Consider the following 15,894-nt stretch of genomic DNA (forward strand, 5'->3'; position numbering starts at 1 on the left):
TAAACTTATGCTTTCTCAAATCTTTAGTCAAAAAAAACAACCACTTGAATCAGTGGCTGTTTTTATGCTTCGATCGCTTCTATTTGCGTTACTTCATCAAAAATCGTAACTTGATTTCTACCGCTCCGCTTGGATTGGAACAACGCCTTATCTGCTTCACCAATAAGTTGGTCTAAGGTTTTATCCGCTGAGCTTAAGCTAACTCCCAAGGAAACCGTCAAATTCCCTTTTGGTTGTAATTGTTGTCCATCAAATGGATATTTTTCGATAGCTGAGCGAACTTTATCTGCTATTTCTAAGGTTATGTCCTCACCAAATGGCTGAGTAATACATAGTATAAATTCCTCTCCACCATAACGTGCTACATAGTCATTTGGACGAATATTGTCTTTCATCAATTGACCAATTGAGCGTAAGACAGTATCCCCTTTTTGATGACCATGTGTATCGTTATAGGTTTTAAAAGAGTCAACATCTAACATAATAATAGCCAGTGGAACATCTTTAGAAATCAACTTTTGAATTTCTGCTCTGAAAAAACGCATATTGGGCAGCTGTGTCAGTGGATCTTGATTAGAGTTAATCTCCAGTTCTTTTCGTAACAAGATATGATGAATTTCGCCATTTGACATTAAGCCCATTACGAGTACAGCTATAGCAGCGAATGCAGACATTAACAATATAATAGATAGCGGTGCCGGCGTAGAAACAAACATAAAGATAGATTTCACTACCTCAAAGACTAAGAGACCTATCATCATTCGTTTAATATCAAGTACTGCAAAAAACTTGTTCGTTTTTAGCTTGTTGCGAAATAAACTTCCCACTAAGACTGGTAAAACAATTGACTGCAAAATTCCGATTATCACTGTTGGACCACCAAGAGATAGGCGATAAATAGATGGGAAAATTGCAGATAATATCCCTAGTTTCCAGCCGCCTACATAAGAAATAAAATAAAGTGCTACTTCTCGCAAATCAAGCCTCATACCCATATAAAAATAAGGTTTGTACATAACTGAAAATGTCAAAAAGCTAGTAAATGCAACAATTAATAACATCAGTCGCTTTGATTCAGTCAATTCAGGGAATAATAATTCCTTTGTTTTTAATGCTAAATACAATAATGCAATAATTAATGCCATATTCTCGAGAAAGAAAAAAAGCATCGTCCCCATTCAAACAACTCCTAAAAATCTATACTAATAACATTTTACAATTTATATGTCAAAAAATATAGATAAAACACAATATTATACAAGAATCTACTTAAAAAAACCTCTTTGGCCATCACTTTCGTGAATAGCTAGAGAGGGTTATTGGATTGAGGCATGTTTCAATAGTTTAGCCATGTATAATTCGTTAGCATATTCTCCGTCCATGCAAATTGAATCACGTTTGACTCCTTCTACGATAAAGCCCATTTTTTTATACAAAGCAATAGCTGCTGTATTTTTCTCTAGTACGGTCAATTCAATGCGATGAAGCATTTTGTCAATCGCCCAGGTCTCCACTGCCCGCAATAACTGAGTTCCCGTTCCTTTGGCCCTACAGTGCTGATGAACGCCTATCACGAGGTAAACCGAATGCTGTTTTCGTTTTACCGTATCTCCTATAGCGAATAAATAACCTATTAAGTCAGTTTGTTCTTCCGCTACAAATACGACTGTCTCTTCGCTTGAACTAGTGAGGCGTTTTTCAAGTTGTTCACTTGTCGTTTGTCGTTCGCCTGGTTCATATAACATATGCTTCGACTCTTCTACATGTTTCATTAGAACGATCAGTCGCTCCGCATCCGTTGGAATTGCTTTTCTAATAATCATGACTTTTCTCCTTACATTATGATATGGCTTCTGTTCTGACTTGCTCTTTTTTAGATTTTCTAACAAACAAACCTGTATAAACAAGTAATGTACCAATCATCAACAATACGCCCATATAGACAGACATCATGGTTGGAATAAGAAATGCACCAATAATAATAGTTAATCGTGCTAACATATCTGCACCGCTAAATGAAATATTAGAAAAAGCGGAATACGAACCTCTTTTATCTTCTGGAATCATGTTAGCGATTTCTGCATTACGAACAGGTGAATAAACCAATTCACCAATTGTTCCAATAAAATTAAACAGTATTAATAAATACCAACTATTCGCTGAAGTGATTGTGACATAGCCTATGCTGTATAGAAAAAGACCTGCTAACAATACGTGCCGCTTAGCATAACGATCTGTGTATTTGTTTACTATAAATGTCAAAAAAACGACGAGCAACATGTTTTGGATATTCAACAAACTTAACATGCGAACACCCGCAACTGCAAAATCACCTATCATAAATGTCTCAAAGCTTTCAGCCAGTCGAACACCTATATAACTATTCAACGAGAATTCTGCTGAGAAAATAAACATAGAACCAATCACTACTTTAACAAAAGGACGATCTTGAAATGCAACTTTGTAGTTTTGCATTAAATCGATCACTACGTTTTGGTGTCGTTTTTTCAAGGTTTGAACTTGTTCAACTTTTAGCCAAATGTGATAAGCAATTGGCAAGCAAGCAGAAGTCACAGTTAACATGATAAATAATTCGATTTGATGATTTAAATACAATAATCCTCCGAGTGCAGCACCAATCGCCATTGATAAGTTAACAAGCCAGTAATCAACTGCATAAATTGCTTTGCGATTTTCTGGTGTCGTTGAATCGATAATGATTGCATGCATCGCTGGACGCCCTATGCTACTTGTAACAATAAATAAGACATATGCCAGTGCAAACAAGCCAATCCATCTATCTGTCGGAAACAGACTCACTGCCATTAGTAAAAACATAATTGCACTCAGTGAAGATGTCATCACTAACACTATTTTTCTAGGAAAGCGATCTGAAATATACCCCCCGATCATATTAACAAAAAAGCCAATAAATACAGTAATGATCAAAAATGATCCTGCCCACACTTTACTCATTTCCTGTGCAAAGAAAAGAGCCATGAATGGCATAACAGCTGATGCGACTGCCCGATTAAAAAATGAAGTGATCAAACGAACTTTAATATTTTGTGGATAGTCTTTCCATTTCATCTTGTCAGCCCCCTTTGTCTTATGTATATTAAACTAGACAATAAAAACTAAAAATAGACAATTTTTAAAAATATGTCCACTTTTAGGAGGAGGTATTATGGAACGTACTCTTTTAGCCTTGTGGCATGCTGTCCCTTCTGGAAATATTAAACAAGCCCAATTAGCTGATCAACTCGGACTAAGTAGCAAACAAACAGCACGCCTTCTTCGGAAATGGGCAGAAGAAGGATGGTTCACCTTTACTGCTGGACGTGGAAGAGGTAACTCTTCTTATATTCAATGGCATATGCATGTGGAAGAACTTTATGAACAACAAATGGTTCAATTAATTAAAGAGAAATCTATAGAAACTGCTAGTAAGTATTTATTATTTGACTGGTCTCCGGTAGTTAAGCAGCGTCTATTACATCTACTTCGCTCTAATTTTGGTTATGTTCAAAATAGAGTAGATCAAATCGATAAACTTATCATTCCAAGAAAATATCCTATATTAACACTTCATCCGTTATACGCTTCAGATATTCATAGCGCTAATATGGTCGCAAATGTATATAGCCGTCTCGTAACTGTAGACGAAAGTGGTTCTGTAACGCCAGAACTTGCGCATAGTTGGGATTTAACTAAAAATCATGTTCGCTTGTATTTGAGAAAGGAAATTTTTTTTCACGATGGTTCTTATTTAACAGCAATAGATGTCGCTAACTGTTTAGATCGATTACGAAACGACTCTTCTTATGCCGATCTATGGAAACCCATTGAGTCAATTTCAACCAGTGGCCCCCATATAATTGATATTTCTTTTCCAAATGGTTGCAGCTATTGTTTACAAATGCTTGGCATGATCAATGCCAGCATATATAAAGAAACATCTCAACAAACAATTGGTTCAGGCAGCTTTTATGTGTCAGAAAACAATGAACAAAAAACGACTTTACACGCATTTAGTAATTATTTTCAACAACGTCCTTTGATTGATGTGGTTGAATTTATACAGGTATCAGGCGACTTCGATGTTGCTTATCGTTCTTCTTGTGAGTTGACAGAAGAGACTTTTCAAGTTGAAAGTGATTCAGGATTTGGTGTCGTGATTATTAATGCGTTTAAAAATTCACCCATTAGAAACAAAGAAATTCGTGACTATATTCACTACGCGATTGCGAAACACCGTCATAAGATAGGCCAGTTCCATACCCGTGCGATAGCCAATCATAAAAGTTGCTTGATTGGACAGGAGCAACATCCATTTGTGTTACCTCCTTCTAACCGTCCAAACTTTGAACATCCTTTAATCATCAAAGCTGCAAACTATACAGACGGCGCAACGCGTTGGCTGAAAGAATCACTAGAAAGTGAAGGAATTCCTATTGAGATACAATGGATGTCTTTCAAAGAAAAGTTAACAGACGTAAACGCTGATCAAAAAGCTGATCTTTTTGTGCATGGTGAGGTATTCGAGATGAATCAAAATTTTTCATTTTTTTACTTTCTTGCCAATGGAAATTCGCCTTTAGCTACCATCATGAAGTCTCAGCCACTATTCAATAATTACTTAGAGCAATACGCCACTACTCCTTTTGAAGACTGGACAGCATTAAACCTAAAGGTTGAACAAGACTTAATCGCTTCATCCATTATGCTACCCCTTTATTATGAAAAGCGTCACATTCCATTTTCTATTGATGTGATGGATCTTACTCTTAGTCATTTTGGCTTCGTGGATTTCTCTAAATTATGGGTTCGTCCATTTAGTCAAACTTAATAAAAAAACAAGGCCATTACGCATATTGCGTAATGGCCTTGTTTTTTAAAGTACGTTTAAATTGATTGTTAAAATAAGATACAGACTTAAGCTAAGAAAGTTGAACAGCACAAGGTTCAATTTTAAATCACCTTTAATACCGATTAGCGCTGAAACTAAACCGACAACACTTAATAAGCTTGGCAATTGTGGATGAACATTTAACAAAAATTCAAGGGGTCCTTGGAACCAATGAATAGCCGCTAAAGTTAACGGGAGCAAAGTCAGAAGACAAATACTTGCTGAAATGCACGAGAAGCATTTCTCATTCATAAGAACACCACCTTTACCTGTTCATTCTTATTGCCATGGCATCGACAGTTGAAAATCTCTTAGCTTTTGAAACAGCAAATTCTAAATCCATTTTTAATGAAATATTGTTTCTATATTCAAAAAATAAAAAATCTATAGTTTTATGTACAATATGAATAAAGTCTTTAAACCTATATAACTTCCTTTTTAAACGGAGTTTTAGTAAACTCCTATCACTATTAGACTACATTCATTTCTACACTTTGTAAACATAAATTTACTAATTTAATATTTTTAACGTAAATTTAAAGGAAATCTACACTTTTATTCGTAAATATGAAAGTTGATTCATAAAAAAGAACCCTCAAAGGGCTCTATAGTGTTAAATCAAATTTTTCTAGCAAATCTTTTAAGGCTGGTCTACTATTCCCATCTCGACCCACGACAGCTTCAGCTGTTATTAACGAATTTAAAACTGCTTCTTCCGTAGCTTCTCCAACGGCTCTAAATGCCTCATCTATATCTTGTTCGTGTATGGTTTTAATTGCTAAAGATTTTTCCGGTTTGTAGTGTGGAATTTTATTGGCAGTTGAGAAACCGATTACAATTTCCCCACTTCCATTAGTGATGATGGAACCTGTTCGTGAAAGTCCAGTGACAGATCGTTTCAATATGCGATTGAGTTGACGCTCTGAAACAGGTAAATCGGTAGCTACAATGATCATGATTGAGCCTTTATCTTGTTCTTCGAGTGATTGCAAGATTTGTTTTTTTAATTCTTTCCCAATCACTTTTCCCTGAATAGTTAAATCACTTAGCATGCCAAAGTTTGATAGCACTAATACACCTATAGTATAGCTTGCATCGGTTAATTCTACTATACGTGAAGCCGACCCTATTCCGCCTTTAAGTGAATAACATAGCATGCCTCTACCCGCACCAATAGCTCCTTCTTCAAATTCTTCACTAGTTGTATCAAGTGCACGTCGTACATGTTCTTCTTTAACAAAGCGGCCTCGTACATCATTTAAAATCATGTCATTGCATTCTCCAACAACCGGATTAACGGTACCAGTTGTACTTCCAATATCCTCATTGTTTTCAAGCATATAATCAATAATGGCATTAGCAGCTGTTCCGACATTTAACGTATTTGTTAACACGATGGGTGTTTCGAGAACACCCAGTTCAGCCAATTGAATGGTACCCATTGTTTTACCAAAACCGTTTATAACATGACTCGAAGCAATTAATTTTTCATGAAATACATCACTTTGATGAGGCTTTATTGCAGTGACACCTGTTTGCATATTGCCTTCACTTAACGTCACGTGCCCTACTGTTACACCTGTTACATCTGTTATGGCATTTCTCTTCCCTGTCTTCAATGTACCAATTTTTACACCGTAATCTCGAATTCGCTTCTGATTTTTCAAATCCCCACTCCTCGATCTCTTTTTTATACAAACAATCTCTTCATTATCATACAACTAGCAATGCGTTAGATATAGCGTTTTTTGCATATACTGTCTATTTTCCTGTTAGTTAAATCTTCATGGTAAAATCAAGTAAGATAACAAATATGGAGGCTATGCTTATCGTAAGTTTATATTTCGGAATCGAAATCTTTTTTTTGCTATTGATCAATATAGCAGTTGGCGCTATCGGATTTATTCCAAGTGTTTTAATAACTGCTGTTAATATACAATCATTCGGTCTTTACGGTGGTGCGATTTTAACATTTTCTGGTGAAATAATTGGCGCTTTACTCGGTTTTTATCTTTATCGTTTTGGGTTTTCCAAGATTAAGCCCAATTGGAAACGTCACCGTATCTGGCAGAAACTTCAAAAACAATCTACAAGACAAGTGTTCAGCATGGTCATTATACTCCGCCTTCTTCCATTCATGCCTTCTGGACTTGTTACAGCTGGAGCAGCGTTAACCCCAATCAGCGGAAAGTTGTTTTGGCTTGCTAGTACGATTGGCAAAATTCCGGCTGTACTTTTAGAATTAGCCGCTGTTTATGGTGTTACGCAACTAGCTCCTAAAAGCGTACAATCTGTTTTATTTTGTAGCGTGCTAATAGTTTCACTAGTTCTATGGAGAAAATCAATAAAGCAGAAAAAAACTCTTCAATCATTTGATTGAAGAGTTTTTGTTTATTAATATACTTTATCACCATTAAAAATTGAGTTTTTAACAATCACATAGTCTACATTTCGGATCGCTAGCAATTGATCTCCACCCGCATATGAAATAGCAGATTGAAGATCTTGTTCCATTTCGACAAGCGTATCTTTTAGTGACCCTTTGTACTCTACATACATTTTTTTGCCTTCAACGTTTTTCTTTTCACCTTTTTGGAACTCTGAAGCCGATCCAAAATACTCTTTTAATAACTTGCCATCTTGTTCAATCGTTTGGCCAGGAGATTCTTCGTGACCGGCAAATAATGAACCAATCATAACCATCGAAGCTCCAAAACGTACGGACTTTGCGATATCACCATGCGTACGAATACCGCCGTCTGCAATAATCGGCTTGCTTGCAGCTTTTGCACACCAACGAAGTGCTGCCAATTGCCAGCCTCCAGTACCAAATCCTGTTTTAATTTTTGTAATACAAACTTTCCCTGGTCCAATACCTACTTTTGTCGCGTCCGCTCCAGCATGTTCAAGCTCACGTACAGCTTCAGGCGTACCTACATTTCCTGCAATTAAAAAGCTATCGGGAACTAATTTCTTAATATGTTGAATCATATTGATTACAGCATTTGAATGCCCGTGAGCCACATCAATTGTAATATATTCAGGCGTAATCTTTTCATCTGCTAACTGTTGAATAAACTCGTATTCTTCTGCTTTCACACCAACGCTAATCGATGCATATAGTCCACGTTGTTGCATATCCTTCGTGAAAGCAATTCTTTTTCCCGGTTCAAATCGGTGCATAATATAAAAGTAATTATTTTTTGCTAAATAGCCCGCAAGCTTTTCATCTACTATTGTCTGCATATTAGCAGGAACAACTGGCAATTTAAAAGTACGACCACCAAATTCAATTGATGTATCACATTCTGAACGGCTATTTACTACTGCCTTTGCAGGAACTAGTTGAATATCTTCGTAATCAAATACATTTTCCATTAATAACACCCCTATAACCGAATAATATAATTAAATAGCACCTGAACGTTCGCCCATATGATAATGTACTTGATTTTAGGAATGATGTCAAAGACTTAAGTTAATATAAGTTTTTTCATCTAAAACTCATTTGGGAAGTCGTTTTTAAGTTTTTCTATTAATTGGTTTGCCACATACGGATTATAAAGCAACTCTTCTTCTACTAATCGTTTGTATCCTACTAGTTTATTTTCGGAATTAATTTGTTGGTAAACGGATATTAAATCTTCTTCATAAAAATAAAAATCACTTTTTTCTGCTCTTTTTGCTGCTTCGAGTGACAGCTGTGGATCAATAAAAAGGTATATTTCCGCTAGTAACAATAAATCTTCTGCTTGAAATTCCTCTTGACCTTGATCAATCTTTTGACTTAATAACGCTGCTGCAGCTTCGTATTTTTCTTGAGCAAGCATGATATCGACTTGTAACCAAATGGCTGCATCTATGTCGTAAATGTCTCCAGATTCCTGTATGTTTTCAGCTACTAATTTAGCCTCTTCGTAATTTTTTGACTCTAATTGCTGATAGCCAAGATCAAACATAGCTGCTACTTGTTGTTGATCTGTCAACATTTTCTCAAGAAAAATTTGCTCGTATTCCTCTATGTCCATTCCAATGAGCTTTTCTAACTTTTTGTAAAATCCACCTATCGACTGAGACTCCAGTAAATCAGGAATTATCGCTTCTCCATAGGCATCAACAATAGACTCTACTGCTAAAAAACTTTGAGCATATGGATCGTATGAGTCTGTTGCAGCGTTGTCATAATCATCTTGACTATCAAGGTCGTGAAAAGCAATGGTCTCCACATTTTCTAAGTCATACCACATGCTCGATTCCCCGGCGAAATAATCAGCAATTCCTTCTTCGAACCATGAAGGAATTCTTGTAATTGACAATACATACTGATCAGAAAAAAGATGACTTTGGTAATGAGAATATTCGTGCACAAGGATTAGCTCCCAATTTTCATCTGTTGGAACTAAGTGAATTCTTTTGTTGCTTAAATCGTAATACCCAGCAACTTCTTCCGAACCGTATCCTGATTCGAGTGATCTATAATCTTCGTGAAACTCAATCGTTAATCCGCCCTCATCATTTGTACCGAAAGTCGAATTAAACTTTTCTCGCTCTAATTGCAGCAATTCATCCATTTTATCAATCTCATTTTTGTTATTTTCAGCATAAAAATAAGTAATTCCGTTTTTCTCAGTTTTCAAAAGAGCCGCTTGAGAAGGTACATCAAATATTCGTGAAGCAAACACTCTAATTTTCTTTTCGGAACTTTGACTTTCATCTCCCGTTGTATAAACTGCAAATGAATTAATTAGGGCAATAGATGTTACCATAATGCCAAGCAAGATAGAAAATGTCATTAAGCCAGCCGCTCCTAAAACAGTATTGAGTTTTAGGAGTTCCACTTTACCCTTTACCACACCAATAATGCTGGCGATAAAAAGAGCTGTACAAATGATAAGAAATACTCCTGAAATTAACAGCCCTCCAAGCAACCCTTGGTTAAATACGAGAAAGAACGCCAGCCACGAACAGACAATTAGTAAAATAAATTGTTTAATCAAGATTCCCATTGCTGCCTCCAATAAATTTTCTATAAAAGCATATTATGTACACAAGCTTGATAAGCCTTTAAGCTTTTCTATATATTAACAGTTATCAAAATAGATAAATAGTCTTACTTTACTAATTTTAAAACTGTAAATGAATGCATAAAAAAACTGACCGCATTTGCGGTCAGTTAAATTTCTGAACTTAATACTATTTCACCTTGAGGTGAAGTATTTCCTGTATTAGGTTCAAGTGTAATTGCAATGGTATCCCAGTCGTTTGCAGTGGCATCAAGTTGATAATAACTTGCGCCTTCTCCGTTTGGATTAGGTGAAAATGCACCTGCTGGTATCACATTGCCATCTTTGATCAGCCATACCTGGTAAACTTGACTGGCTTGTAATTCAGTTAACTGGTCTGCTTGAACGACTAAATTCAAAGAGCTTTCTCCTTCGATCATTGCTGCTGTCGCAGTTCCTGTAAATGCTTCGTTCGGTTGGAGTTCGATAGATTGAATCGCAGTTTCAGTTCCCGCTTCTTTGTCTGATAGCTGGTAAAAGGCATAACCATTCCCTAATAATGACATCAACAAGACAGCGGCAATAAGCGGTTTCCAAACACTATCTTTACGTCTATTTTTATGAATTGGTATTGGAGACATAGCTGGTTTTAATGCTTTTGGCTGATCTTTCTGCTCTGCTGTCTCATCGAAAACAGTAGACAGGATGCGTGCTTTCATATCTATTGGCGGTTCTACCGGATCTACAAGATAAGGGAGCTGACCAGTTGCTTCTGCTATTTCCTGGCATTCCGTACATGTAGTTAAATGATCTTCAAACTGCTGTTTTTCTAGTTCTGTTAATGTTCCATTTAAATAGTCTACTAAGTAATCACAATCTATATTAGTCATCGTAAGCCCCCCTTTCCTGCATCCCATGCAGTGATGTTTTTAATTTCTTTAAAGCTAATCGTATTCGGCTCTTAACTGTCCCCAATGGTATATTGCACATTTCAGCAATTGTTTCATGTGTATGCCCTTTGAAATAAAACAAATCAATCATTTTTTGTTGCTCTTTTGATAAGTGCTGAACAGCCAATTGAATTTGTGTTTTTTCTTCCTGCCATTCTGCTTGTTCTGCAACTGGTTGGTCATTGCTAACCATTTGACTGGCCTCTTCAATCGGAACAGTAGGTTTTTTTCTTTTTCGTATCAAATCAATGGCGGTATTTTGCGCCATCCTGAAAAGCCATGAAGAAAACTTGCCTTTGCTTTCGTTATATACCCCTTTACCACGCCAAATCTTGATAAATACCTCTTGCAACGCCTCTTCAGCCAATCCTCGATCTTCGAGCATTTTATAAAGAAAGGAAAAAAGGATTTTTTCATAGCGGTCGTATAACTGTTCAAGTGCATCTTTATCTTGTTCATTGATACGCAAATACAAGCTTGCATCGGTACTGTTTTCCATCCCCTGTCTCCTTTTTTACTTATTTCGTATTACTACCTTACTATACTTCCCGCTACAGGAAAATCTTTTCTTCTTACTATGACGATATGAGTGGATATAAAGAAACCTCAAGTTCTGATTCTAATACTTTCTTTCTTACTAACACTACGTATAAAACGCCTATTTAGTTCACTATTCTCGAAAAATAAATCTGCTCTTCACTACTTCCACACTTTATTTCTATTCTATTATTTAAAATTTCGGCATTCGATAGTTAAGAAAAGTCCCCCGTGATAGGAGGTCACTCTTTCTATTACTAGACCTGAACGCTTTACGAGTTCAAGCGTATCCCGGTCTAGATGACAACCATCACAAAGTTTTTTCCAAACCGGTGTTAAAACTTCTTGTGCTTTTCCTATAGCTTCCCGGTCTACCTTAACGTGCTCGAACAATAATACTCTCGCCCCCGATTTACTAGTTCGCTGAATTTCCTCAAGAGCTTTTATCGGGTAAGGAATTGTACAAAAAACCAAGGTAGCAATTACAGTCTCGAAACGATTATCTTCAAACGGAAGTTCTTCTGCTATAGCTTTGTATGTAAAAATTGGCACTTGCGCATTTTTAATTCGCTTTTCGGCATGTTTACTCATTTCTGGATTCGGTTCAATCGCATCTACTCTTTTAACGTCACGGTAATAACGAAAGTTCGCTCCTGTGCCAAAACCAATCTCTAAAACATGCCCTTGCGCTTTTCGAACAAGGTTTGCCCGTATTTTTTCAAATCGTGTCTTCTCAAACGGTTTCATCGCTATATCATACAGTGCAGGAAATACTTTAGACATACTTTTACCTCCTAGTTTGTATAAAATTTTTAATCATGTCATTCCTATTACTATTACCTGCTACACAAAATTTTTCCCAAAAAACCGGCAACCTCAAAACTGAAGTTGCCGGTTTAATATCGTCTTATTTTTTTGTGTCGTTAACAAATGGACCATATTCGCTCTGTCCATGTTGAACAGATAACCATTTCAAAGTCGTAAATTCTTCTAATACCCATTCTCCATTAAAGCGACCTAAACCAGAATCTTTTTCGCCACCAAATGGCATATGCGCCTCATCATTTACTGGTTGATCGTTAACGTGAATCATACCTGTATGAATTTGATGCGCTATATTAGTGCCGCGCTCAATATTCGTTGAATGTACAGCGCCACTTAAGCCAAATGGGTAAGCATTTGCCATTTCAATTACTTCTTCATCGTTATCAAATGGAATTAATATTGCGACAGGTCCAAAAATTTCGTTTTCAGCAAGAGGCATATCGTTTGTTACACCTGTTAACACAGTAGGTTCTAAAACGTTCCCATCAGCCTTGCCTCCAAGACGTATTCTTGCACCTTGTTCGACACTTGCATCGATGTCTTTAAGGATTCGATCTACTTGATCACGGTTGATCAATGGACCGACTTGCGTACCTTCTTCAGTAGGATTGCCAAACTTTAGTTTTCCAGCGCGAGTAATAAATTGTTCTGCGAATTCTTCGTACAATTTACGATGTACAAATATACGATTGATAGACATACAAATTTGACCTTGGTGGTAGAATTTACCGAACAACGCAGAATCTACAGCCTGATCGACATTCGCATCATCCAAAACGATAAAGTTATTATTGCCACCCAGCTCTAACGCAGTTTTCTTTAATGCACCACCAGCTAGCTCTCCGATATGTTTCCCAACAGGGGTTGAACCTGTAAAAGAAATTAAACGAGGAATCGGGTGTGTAACAATGTCGTCTCCAATTTCAGAGCCACGACCCACTACTACGTTTAATAAACCTTTAGGCAATCCTGCTGCTTCAAAAATACTGGCGAATAACAATCCACCTGTCACAGGTGTGTCGGTTGCCGGTTTAATAACAACTGCATTCCCAGTTGCGATCGCAGGTGCAATCGAACGAATCGCCAAATGAAAAGGAAAGTTCCACGGACTAATGATCCCGATAACACCAATCGAATTGCGATACACACGATTTTCTTTACCAGCTTGTCGTGAAGGAAGAATTTTGCCTTCCATTCGGAAAGGGAAAGTAGTTGCTTCTTTTAGAATGTTAACCGACACTCCAAATTCAGCTGTTGCTTTAAACACCGTACTCCCTGCTTCTTTTACAAGCCAGTCGATAATAAACTCTTTGTTTTCTAGCATGACTTGCAATACATTTTCCATAACTTCCTGTTTCTTTTGAGGCAATTCTTTAGACCATGCCACTTGGGCTTTTGCAGCAGCTTTATAAGCTTTATCTAAATCAGTTTTATCAGCAGCTTGAGTGGTGACTAGTTCTTCACCCGAAAATGGATTTGTGTTTTTCATCTGACTGTCGCTAGACCCTAAAATCCATTCACCATCTATAAATATCTTCGAATAATCGGTTTTCATCTTATCGACTCCATTCTTTTATTTTACGGCTGTTGTCTAGGACGAATTAATATTTCATTAACGTCTACATGCGTTGGTTGTTCGACAGCATAAGCGATAGCGTTTGCTATGTCTTGCGCTTTCAGCATCTTCATCTGTGGACCTTCACTAAATGCAGTTAAAATATCTTCATCCGTAATTGTACTTGCAAGCTCAGTCTCAACTGCTCCTGGTGAAACGATTGTTACACGAATCTCATGTGAAGGATTAATTTCTTGACGCAAACCTTCTGAGATAGCCCGGACTGCAAATTTGGTTCCGCTATAAACAGCACTTCCTTTTGTTACTCCGTGACCTGCTACAGAAGAAACATTTAATATATGACCATGTTTTTGTCTTTCCATAACCGGTAAAGCTGCAGCGATTCCGTACAATACACCCTTAATATTAACGTCTACCATACGATCCCACTCATCGACTTTTAATTTATTCATCATCGATAACGGCATTAGTCCAGCATTGTTTACTAAAACATCAATTGTGCCTGTTTTCTTTAATCCAGCTTCAACTAATGAATTCATATCTTCTCGGGATGTGACATCAGTTACTTTATACTCTGCTGACCCTCCAGCAGTTTCGATTTCTTTTTTTAGTTCCACTAAACGTTCTTCACGTCTTGCAGCTAGCATTACATGGTAACCTCTTGCTGCTAACTCTTTAGCAGTTGCTTGGCCGATCCCGCTACTAGCTCCAGTAATAATTGCTGTTTTTGTCATGCAAGATTCACTCCATTTCATCTATTAAATAGAAGGTATTTGATACATCTTAATTGTTTACCCATAGAAAGCATCAATTTAAACAAATCAGTGAATTTATACATCTTTACTTGTTTTTCTTGTGTTATAATTTTCACAAGATGGGGGTGTTTATATGCGGAAAATTTCACCTGAAGAACGACAAATTATGCGCCGCTCTTACGCTGAGAAAATTATGGAAACTGTTCGTACCGAAGGTTTTATCTCATTGACTATTCAAGATCTGGCACATTTAATGGGCATTAGTCGGGCATCTTTATATAATTTTTTCGCATCTAAAGAAGACCTAATCCAAGAAGTAATTGAAATTTATATAGATTATTTAACACGATCTAATCAATTTATAAACAATCCTCGATACCCGTATATTCGTCGTCTCCCTGCCGTCTTTGAACAAGCCGTTTTTTCCACAGTATATGCATCTGAAATTTATTTAAATGAATTAAAGTCAGAATGCCCAGAATACTACAAGCGTCAAATACAAGTGGCTGATGAACGACTATTAATACTTCATAGATTTTATAAGAATGGAATTAGCGATGGTGACTTTAATCCACTAAATCCCTCACTAGTTATCCAACAAGATGAGGCTGCTTTGCATAAAATTTTAAATTCATCGTTTTTATTCGACAATGATTTATCGCTTGAAGATTGCATGTATAGTTATTACGAAATGATGAAACACCGGAGTTTCTCACATAATACGTTAAAACCTGGAAAAGATCCGCATATTGAAAAAGCTGTGCGAGTTATTATTAATCAACTAGGTAAAAACACGAATATTGCTTCGCGTACACTTAATTGAAGAGTTTTATACCTTTTTAACTTATAGCAACGTTTTCATTAAATTTAAGTATTATAGTTTGGATTATTTAGCATATGGGAATAGAATTAAAAAGTTAAAACTACTATAAAATAATTGTTCAATAATTCTGACAAAAATATTATAATGTAGTATAACTACTTAAAAAGGAGATGGCCAATATGAATCTAGATTCAATTAGAGGCTCGAGCATGATTGTGAAAATGGCGCGTGCATTAATGGAGGACGGTTGGTTGTTTACTCCAAATGAATTCGACGTCATTATTAAAGCGGAACATAAAGAAACAGGCGAAGCCATCTCTTTCAACTCAATTGGCAATTTAAAAAGATGGATGTACGAAAAAGCATTAAGTTATTAAGTTGTTTCTCATAAAAAACCTCGTTGCCTAATTGGCAGCGAGGTTTTTAACTCTTTTATAAAATTTTAGATTTCTTGCATAACTCTGCGTTAATGCCTTGTTTTTTTAGATTTTCAACAATTTGACTAGCTGATTGGAT

General features: G+C 36.5%; 16 protein-coding genes. 4 read left to right on the forward strand and 12 right to left on the reverse strand.

From position 1 onward, the window contains the following. Window positions 1-62: 62 nt before the first annotated feature. The 3 genes from PLANO_RS07875 to PLANO_RS07885 all read right to left on the reverse strand — a co-directional run bounded on the left by PLANO_RS07875 (window position 63) and on the right by PLANO_RS07885 (window position 3,090). Window positions 63-1,178: a GGDEF domain-containing protein gene (locus PLANO_RS07875; protein ID WP_038703923.1), complete on the reverse strand. Its 1,116-nt coding sequence runs from the start codon at window positions 1,176-1,178 to the stop codon at window positions 63-65. Between the two features lie 138 nt (window positions 1,179-1,316). Next, a complete protein-coding gene (locus tag PLANO_RS07880) occupies window positions 1,317-1,823 on the reverse strand; it encodes a GNAT family N-acetyltransferase (RefSeq protein ID WP_038703924.1) in 507 nt (168 codons plus the stop codon). A 16-nt stretch (window positions 1,824-1,839) separates the two neighbouring features. Beyond that, on the reverse strand, window positions 1,840-3,090 hold the full coding sequence (locus PLANO_RS07885; RefSeq protein WP_038703925.1) for an MDR family MFS transporter: 1,251 nt from the start codon (window positions 3,088-3,090) through the stop codon (window positions 1,840-1,842). A 97-nt stretch (window positions 3,091-3,187) separates the two neighbouring features. Between PLANO_RS07885 and PLANO_RS07890 the strand changes: the two genes are divergently transcribed. After that, window positions 3,188-4,849 carry an ABC transporter substrate-binding protein gene (locus PLANO_RS07890; RefSeq protein ID WP_038703926.1) on the forward strand — a complete coding sequence of 554 codons (1,662 nt, stop codon included), beginning with the start codon at window positions 3,188-3,190 and terminating at the stop codon, window positions 4,847-4,849. A gap of 45 nt (window positions 4,850-4,894) precedes the next feature. Here PLANO_RS07890 and PLANO_RS07895 read toward each other — a convergent pair whose 3' ends face one another. Both PLANO_RS07895 and PLANO_RS07900 read right to left on the reverse strand, forming a co-directional pair. Beyond that, window positions 4,895-5,161, reverse strand: coding sequence for a hypothetical protein (locus PLANO_RS07895; protein WP_038703927.1), 267 nt, complete (start codon window positions 5,159-5,161; stop codon window positions 4,895-4,897). Between the two features lie 353 nt (window positions 5,162-5,514). Beyond that, complete coding sequence (locus PLANO_RS07900; protein ID WP_038703928.1) at window positions 5,515-6,576, reverse strand: DmpA family aminopeptidase; 1,062 nt, start codon at window positions 6,574-6,576, stop codon at window positions 5,515-5,517. Window positions 6,577-6,731: 155 nt separating this feature from the next. Here PLANO_RS07900 and PLANO_RS07905 point away from each other — a divergent pair, with 155 nt between their 5' ends. Continuing rightward, window positions 6,732-7,289, forward strand: coding sequence for a TVP38/TMEM64 family protein (locus PLANO_RS07905; RefSeq protein WP_231554764.1), 558 nt, complete (start codon window positions 6,732-6,734; stop codon window positions 7,287-7,289). A gap of 14 nt (window positions 7,290-7,303) precedes the next feature. On the opposite strand, the gene guaC is transcribed toward PLANO_RS07905, so the two are convergent. The 7 genes from guaC to PLANO_RS07940 form a co-directional block, all read right to left on the reverse strand. Further along, window positions 7,304-8,287 (reverse strand): GMP reductase, encoded by a 984-nt coding sequence (gene guaC / locus PLANO_RS07910; protein WP_038703930.1) that lies wholly within the window; start codon window positions 8,285-8,287, stop codon window positions 7,304-7,306. A gap of 119 nt (window positions 8,288-8,406) precedes the next feature. Then, the gene (locus PLANO_RS07915) at window positions 8,407-9,915 is read right to left on the reverse strand and encodes a gluzincin family metallopeptidase (RefSeq protein ID WP_038703931.1); all 1,509 of its coding nucleotides are present in this window, start codon (window positions 9,913-9,915) and stop codon (window positions 8,407-8,409) included. A 167-nt stretch (window positions 9,916-10,082) separates the two neighbouring features. Next, complete coding sequence (locus PLANO_RS07920) at window positions 10,083-10,802, reverse strand: anti-sigma factor (RefSeq protein ID WP_038703932.1); 720 nt, start codon at window positions 10,800-10,802, stop codon at window positions 10,083-10,085. After that, complete coding sequence (locus PLANO_RS07925; RefSeq protein ID WP_038703933.1) at window positions 10,795-11,361, reverse strand: RNA polymerase sigma factor; 567 nt, start codon at window positions 11,359-11,361, stop codon at window positions 10,795-10,797. Before PLANO_RS07925 ends, PLANO_RS07920 begins: the two co-directional genes overlap by 8 nt. A 227-nt stretch (window positions 11,362-11,588) precedes the next feature. Further along, the gene (locus PLANO_RS07930; protein ID WP_038703934.1) at window positions 11,589-12,182 is read right to left on the reverse strand and encodes a class I SAM-dependent methyltransferase; all 594 of its coding nucleotides are present in this window, start codon (window positions 12,180-12,182) and stop codon (window positions 11,589-11,591) included. Between the two features lie 124 nt (window positions 12,183-12,306). Beyond that, window positions 12,307-13,779, reverse strand: coding sequence for an aldehyde dehydrogenase family protein (locus PLANO_RS07935; RefSeq protein ID WP_038703935.1), 1,473 nt, complete (start codon window positions 13,777-13,779; stop codon window positions 12,307-12,309). Between the two features lie 23 nt (window positions 13,780-13,802). Beyond that, complete coding sequence (locus PLANO_RS07940) at window positions 13,803-14,534, reverse strand: SDR family oxidoreductase (protein WP_038703936.1); 732 nt, start codon at window positions 14,532-14,534, stop codon at window positions 13,803-13,805. Window positions 14,535-14,688: 154 nt separating this feature from the next. On the opposite strand from PLANO_RS07940, the gene PLANO_RS07945 reads away from it, so the two are divergent. Both PLANO_RS07945 and PLANO_RS07950 read left to right on the forward strand, forming a co-directional pair. Continuing rightward, complete coding sequence (locus PLANO_RS07945; RefSeq protein WP_038703937.1) at window positions 14,689-15,378, forward strand: TetR/AcrR family transcriptional regulator; 690 nt, start codon at window positions 14,689-14,691, stop codon at window positions 15,376-15,378. A 179-nt stretch (window positions 15,379-15,557) separates the two neighbouring features. After that, a complete protein-coding gene (locus tag PLANO_RS07950) occupies window positions 15,558-15,755 on the forward strand; it encodes a hypothetical protein (RefSeq protein ID WP_038703938.1) in 198 nt (65 codons plus the stop codon). Window positions 15,756-15,894: the final 139 nt, after the last annotated feature.

Origin of the sequence: Planococcus sp. PAMC 21323 (genome assembly GCF_000785555.1) — a bacterium.
Lineage (GTDB): Bacteria > Bacillota > Bacilli > Bacillales_A > Planococcaceae > Planococcus.

Coding starts and splice junctions, on each gene's coding strand:
- PLANO_RS07890 (WP_038703926.1), top strand. CDS start 3,188: ATGGAACGTACTCTTTTAGCCTTGTGGCATGCTGTCCCTTCTGGAAAT.
- PLANO_RS07915 (WP_038703931.1), bottom strand. CDS start 9,915: ATGGGAATCTTGATTAAACAATTTATTTTACTAATTGTCTGTTCGTGG.
- PLANO_RS07895 (WP_038703927.1), bottom strand. CDS start 5,161: ATGAATGAGAAATGCTTCTCGTGCATTTCAGCAAGTATTTGTCTTCTG.
- PLANO_RS07940 (WP_038703936.1), bottom strand. CDS start 14,534: ATGACAAAAACAGCAATTATTACTGGAGCTAGTAGCGGGATCGGCCAA.
- PLANO_RS07920 (WP_038703932.1), bottom strand. CDS start 10,802: ATGACTAATATAGATTGTGATTACTTAGTAGACTATTTAAATGGAACA.
- PLANO_RS07905 (WP_231554764.1), top strand. CDS start 6,732: ATGCTTATCGTAAGTTTATATTTCGGAATCGAAATCTTTTTTTTGCTA.
- PLANO_RS07925 (WP_038703933.1), bottom strand. CDS start 11,361: ATGGAAAACAGTACCGATGCAAGCTTGTATTTGCGTATCAATGAACAA.
- PLANO_RS07950 (WP_038703938.1), top strand. CDS start 15,558: ATGAATCTAGATTCAATTAGAGGCTCGAGCATGATTGTGAAAATGGCG.
- PLANO_RS07945 (WP_038703937.1), top strand. CDS start 14,689: ATGCGGAAAATTTCACCTGAAGAACGACAAATTATGCGCCGCTCTTAC.
- guaC (WP_038703930.1), bottom strand. CDS start 8,287: ATGGAAAATGTATTTGATTACGAAGATATTCAACTAGTTCCTGCAAAG.
- PLANO_RS07885 (WP_038703925.1), bottom strand. CDS start 3,090: ATGAAATGGAAAGACTATCCACAAAATATTAAAGTTCGTTTGATCACT.
- PLANO_RS07880 (WP_038703924.1), bottom strand. CDS start 1,823: ATGATTATTAGAAAAGCAATTCCAACGGATGCGGAGCGACTGATCGTT.
- PLANO_RS07930 (WP_038703934.1), bottom strand. CDS start 12,182: ATGTCTAAAGTATTTCCTGCACTGTATGATATAGCGATGAAACCGTTT.
- PLANO_RS07875 (WP_038703923.1), bottom strand. CDS start 1,178: ATGGGGACGATGCTTTTTTTCTTTCTCGAGAATATGGCATTAATTATT.
- PLANO_RS07935 (WP_038703935.1), bottom strand. CDS start 13,779: ATGAAAACCGATTATTCGAAGATATTTATAGATGGTGAATGGATTTTA.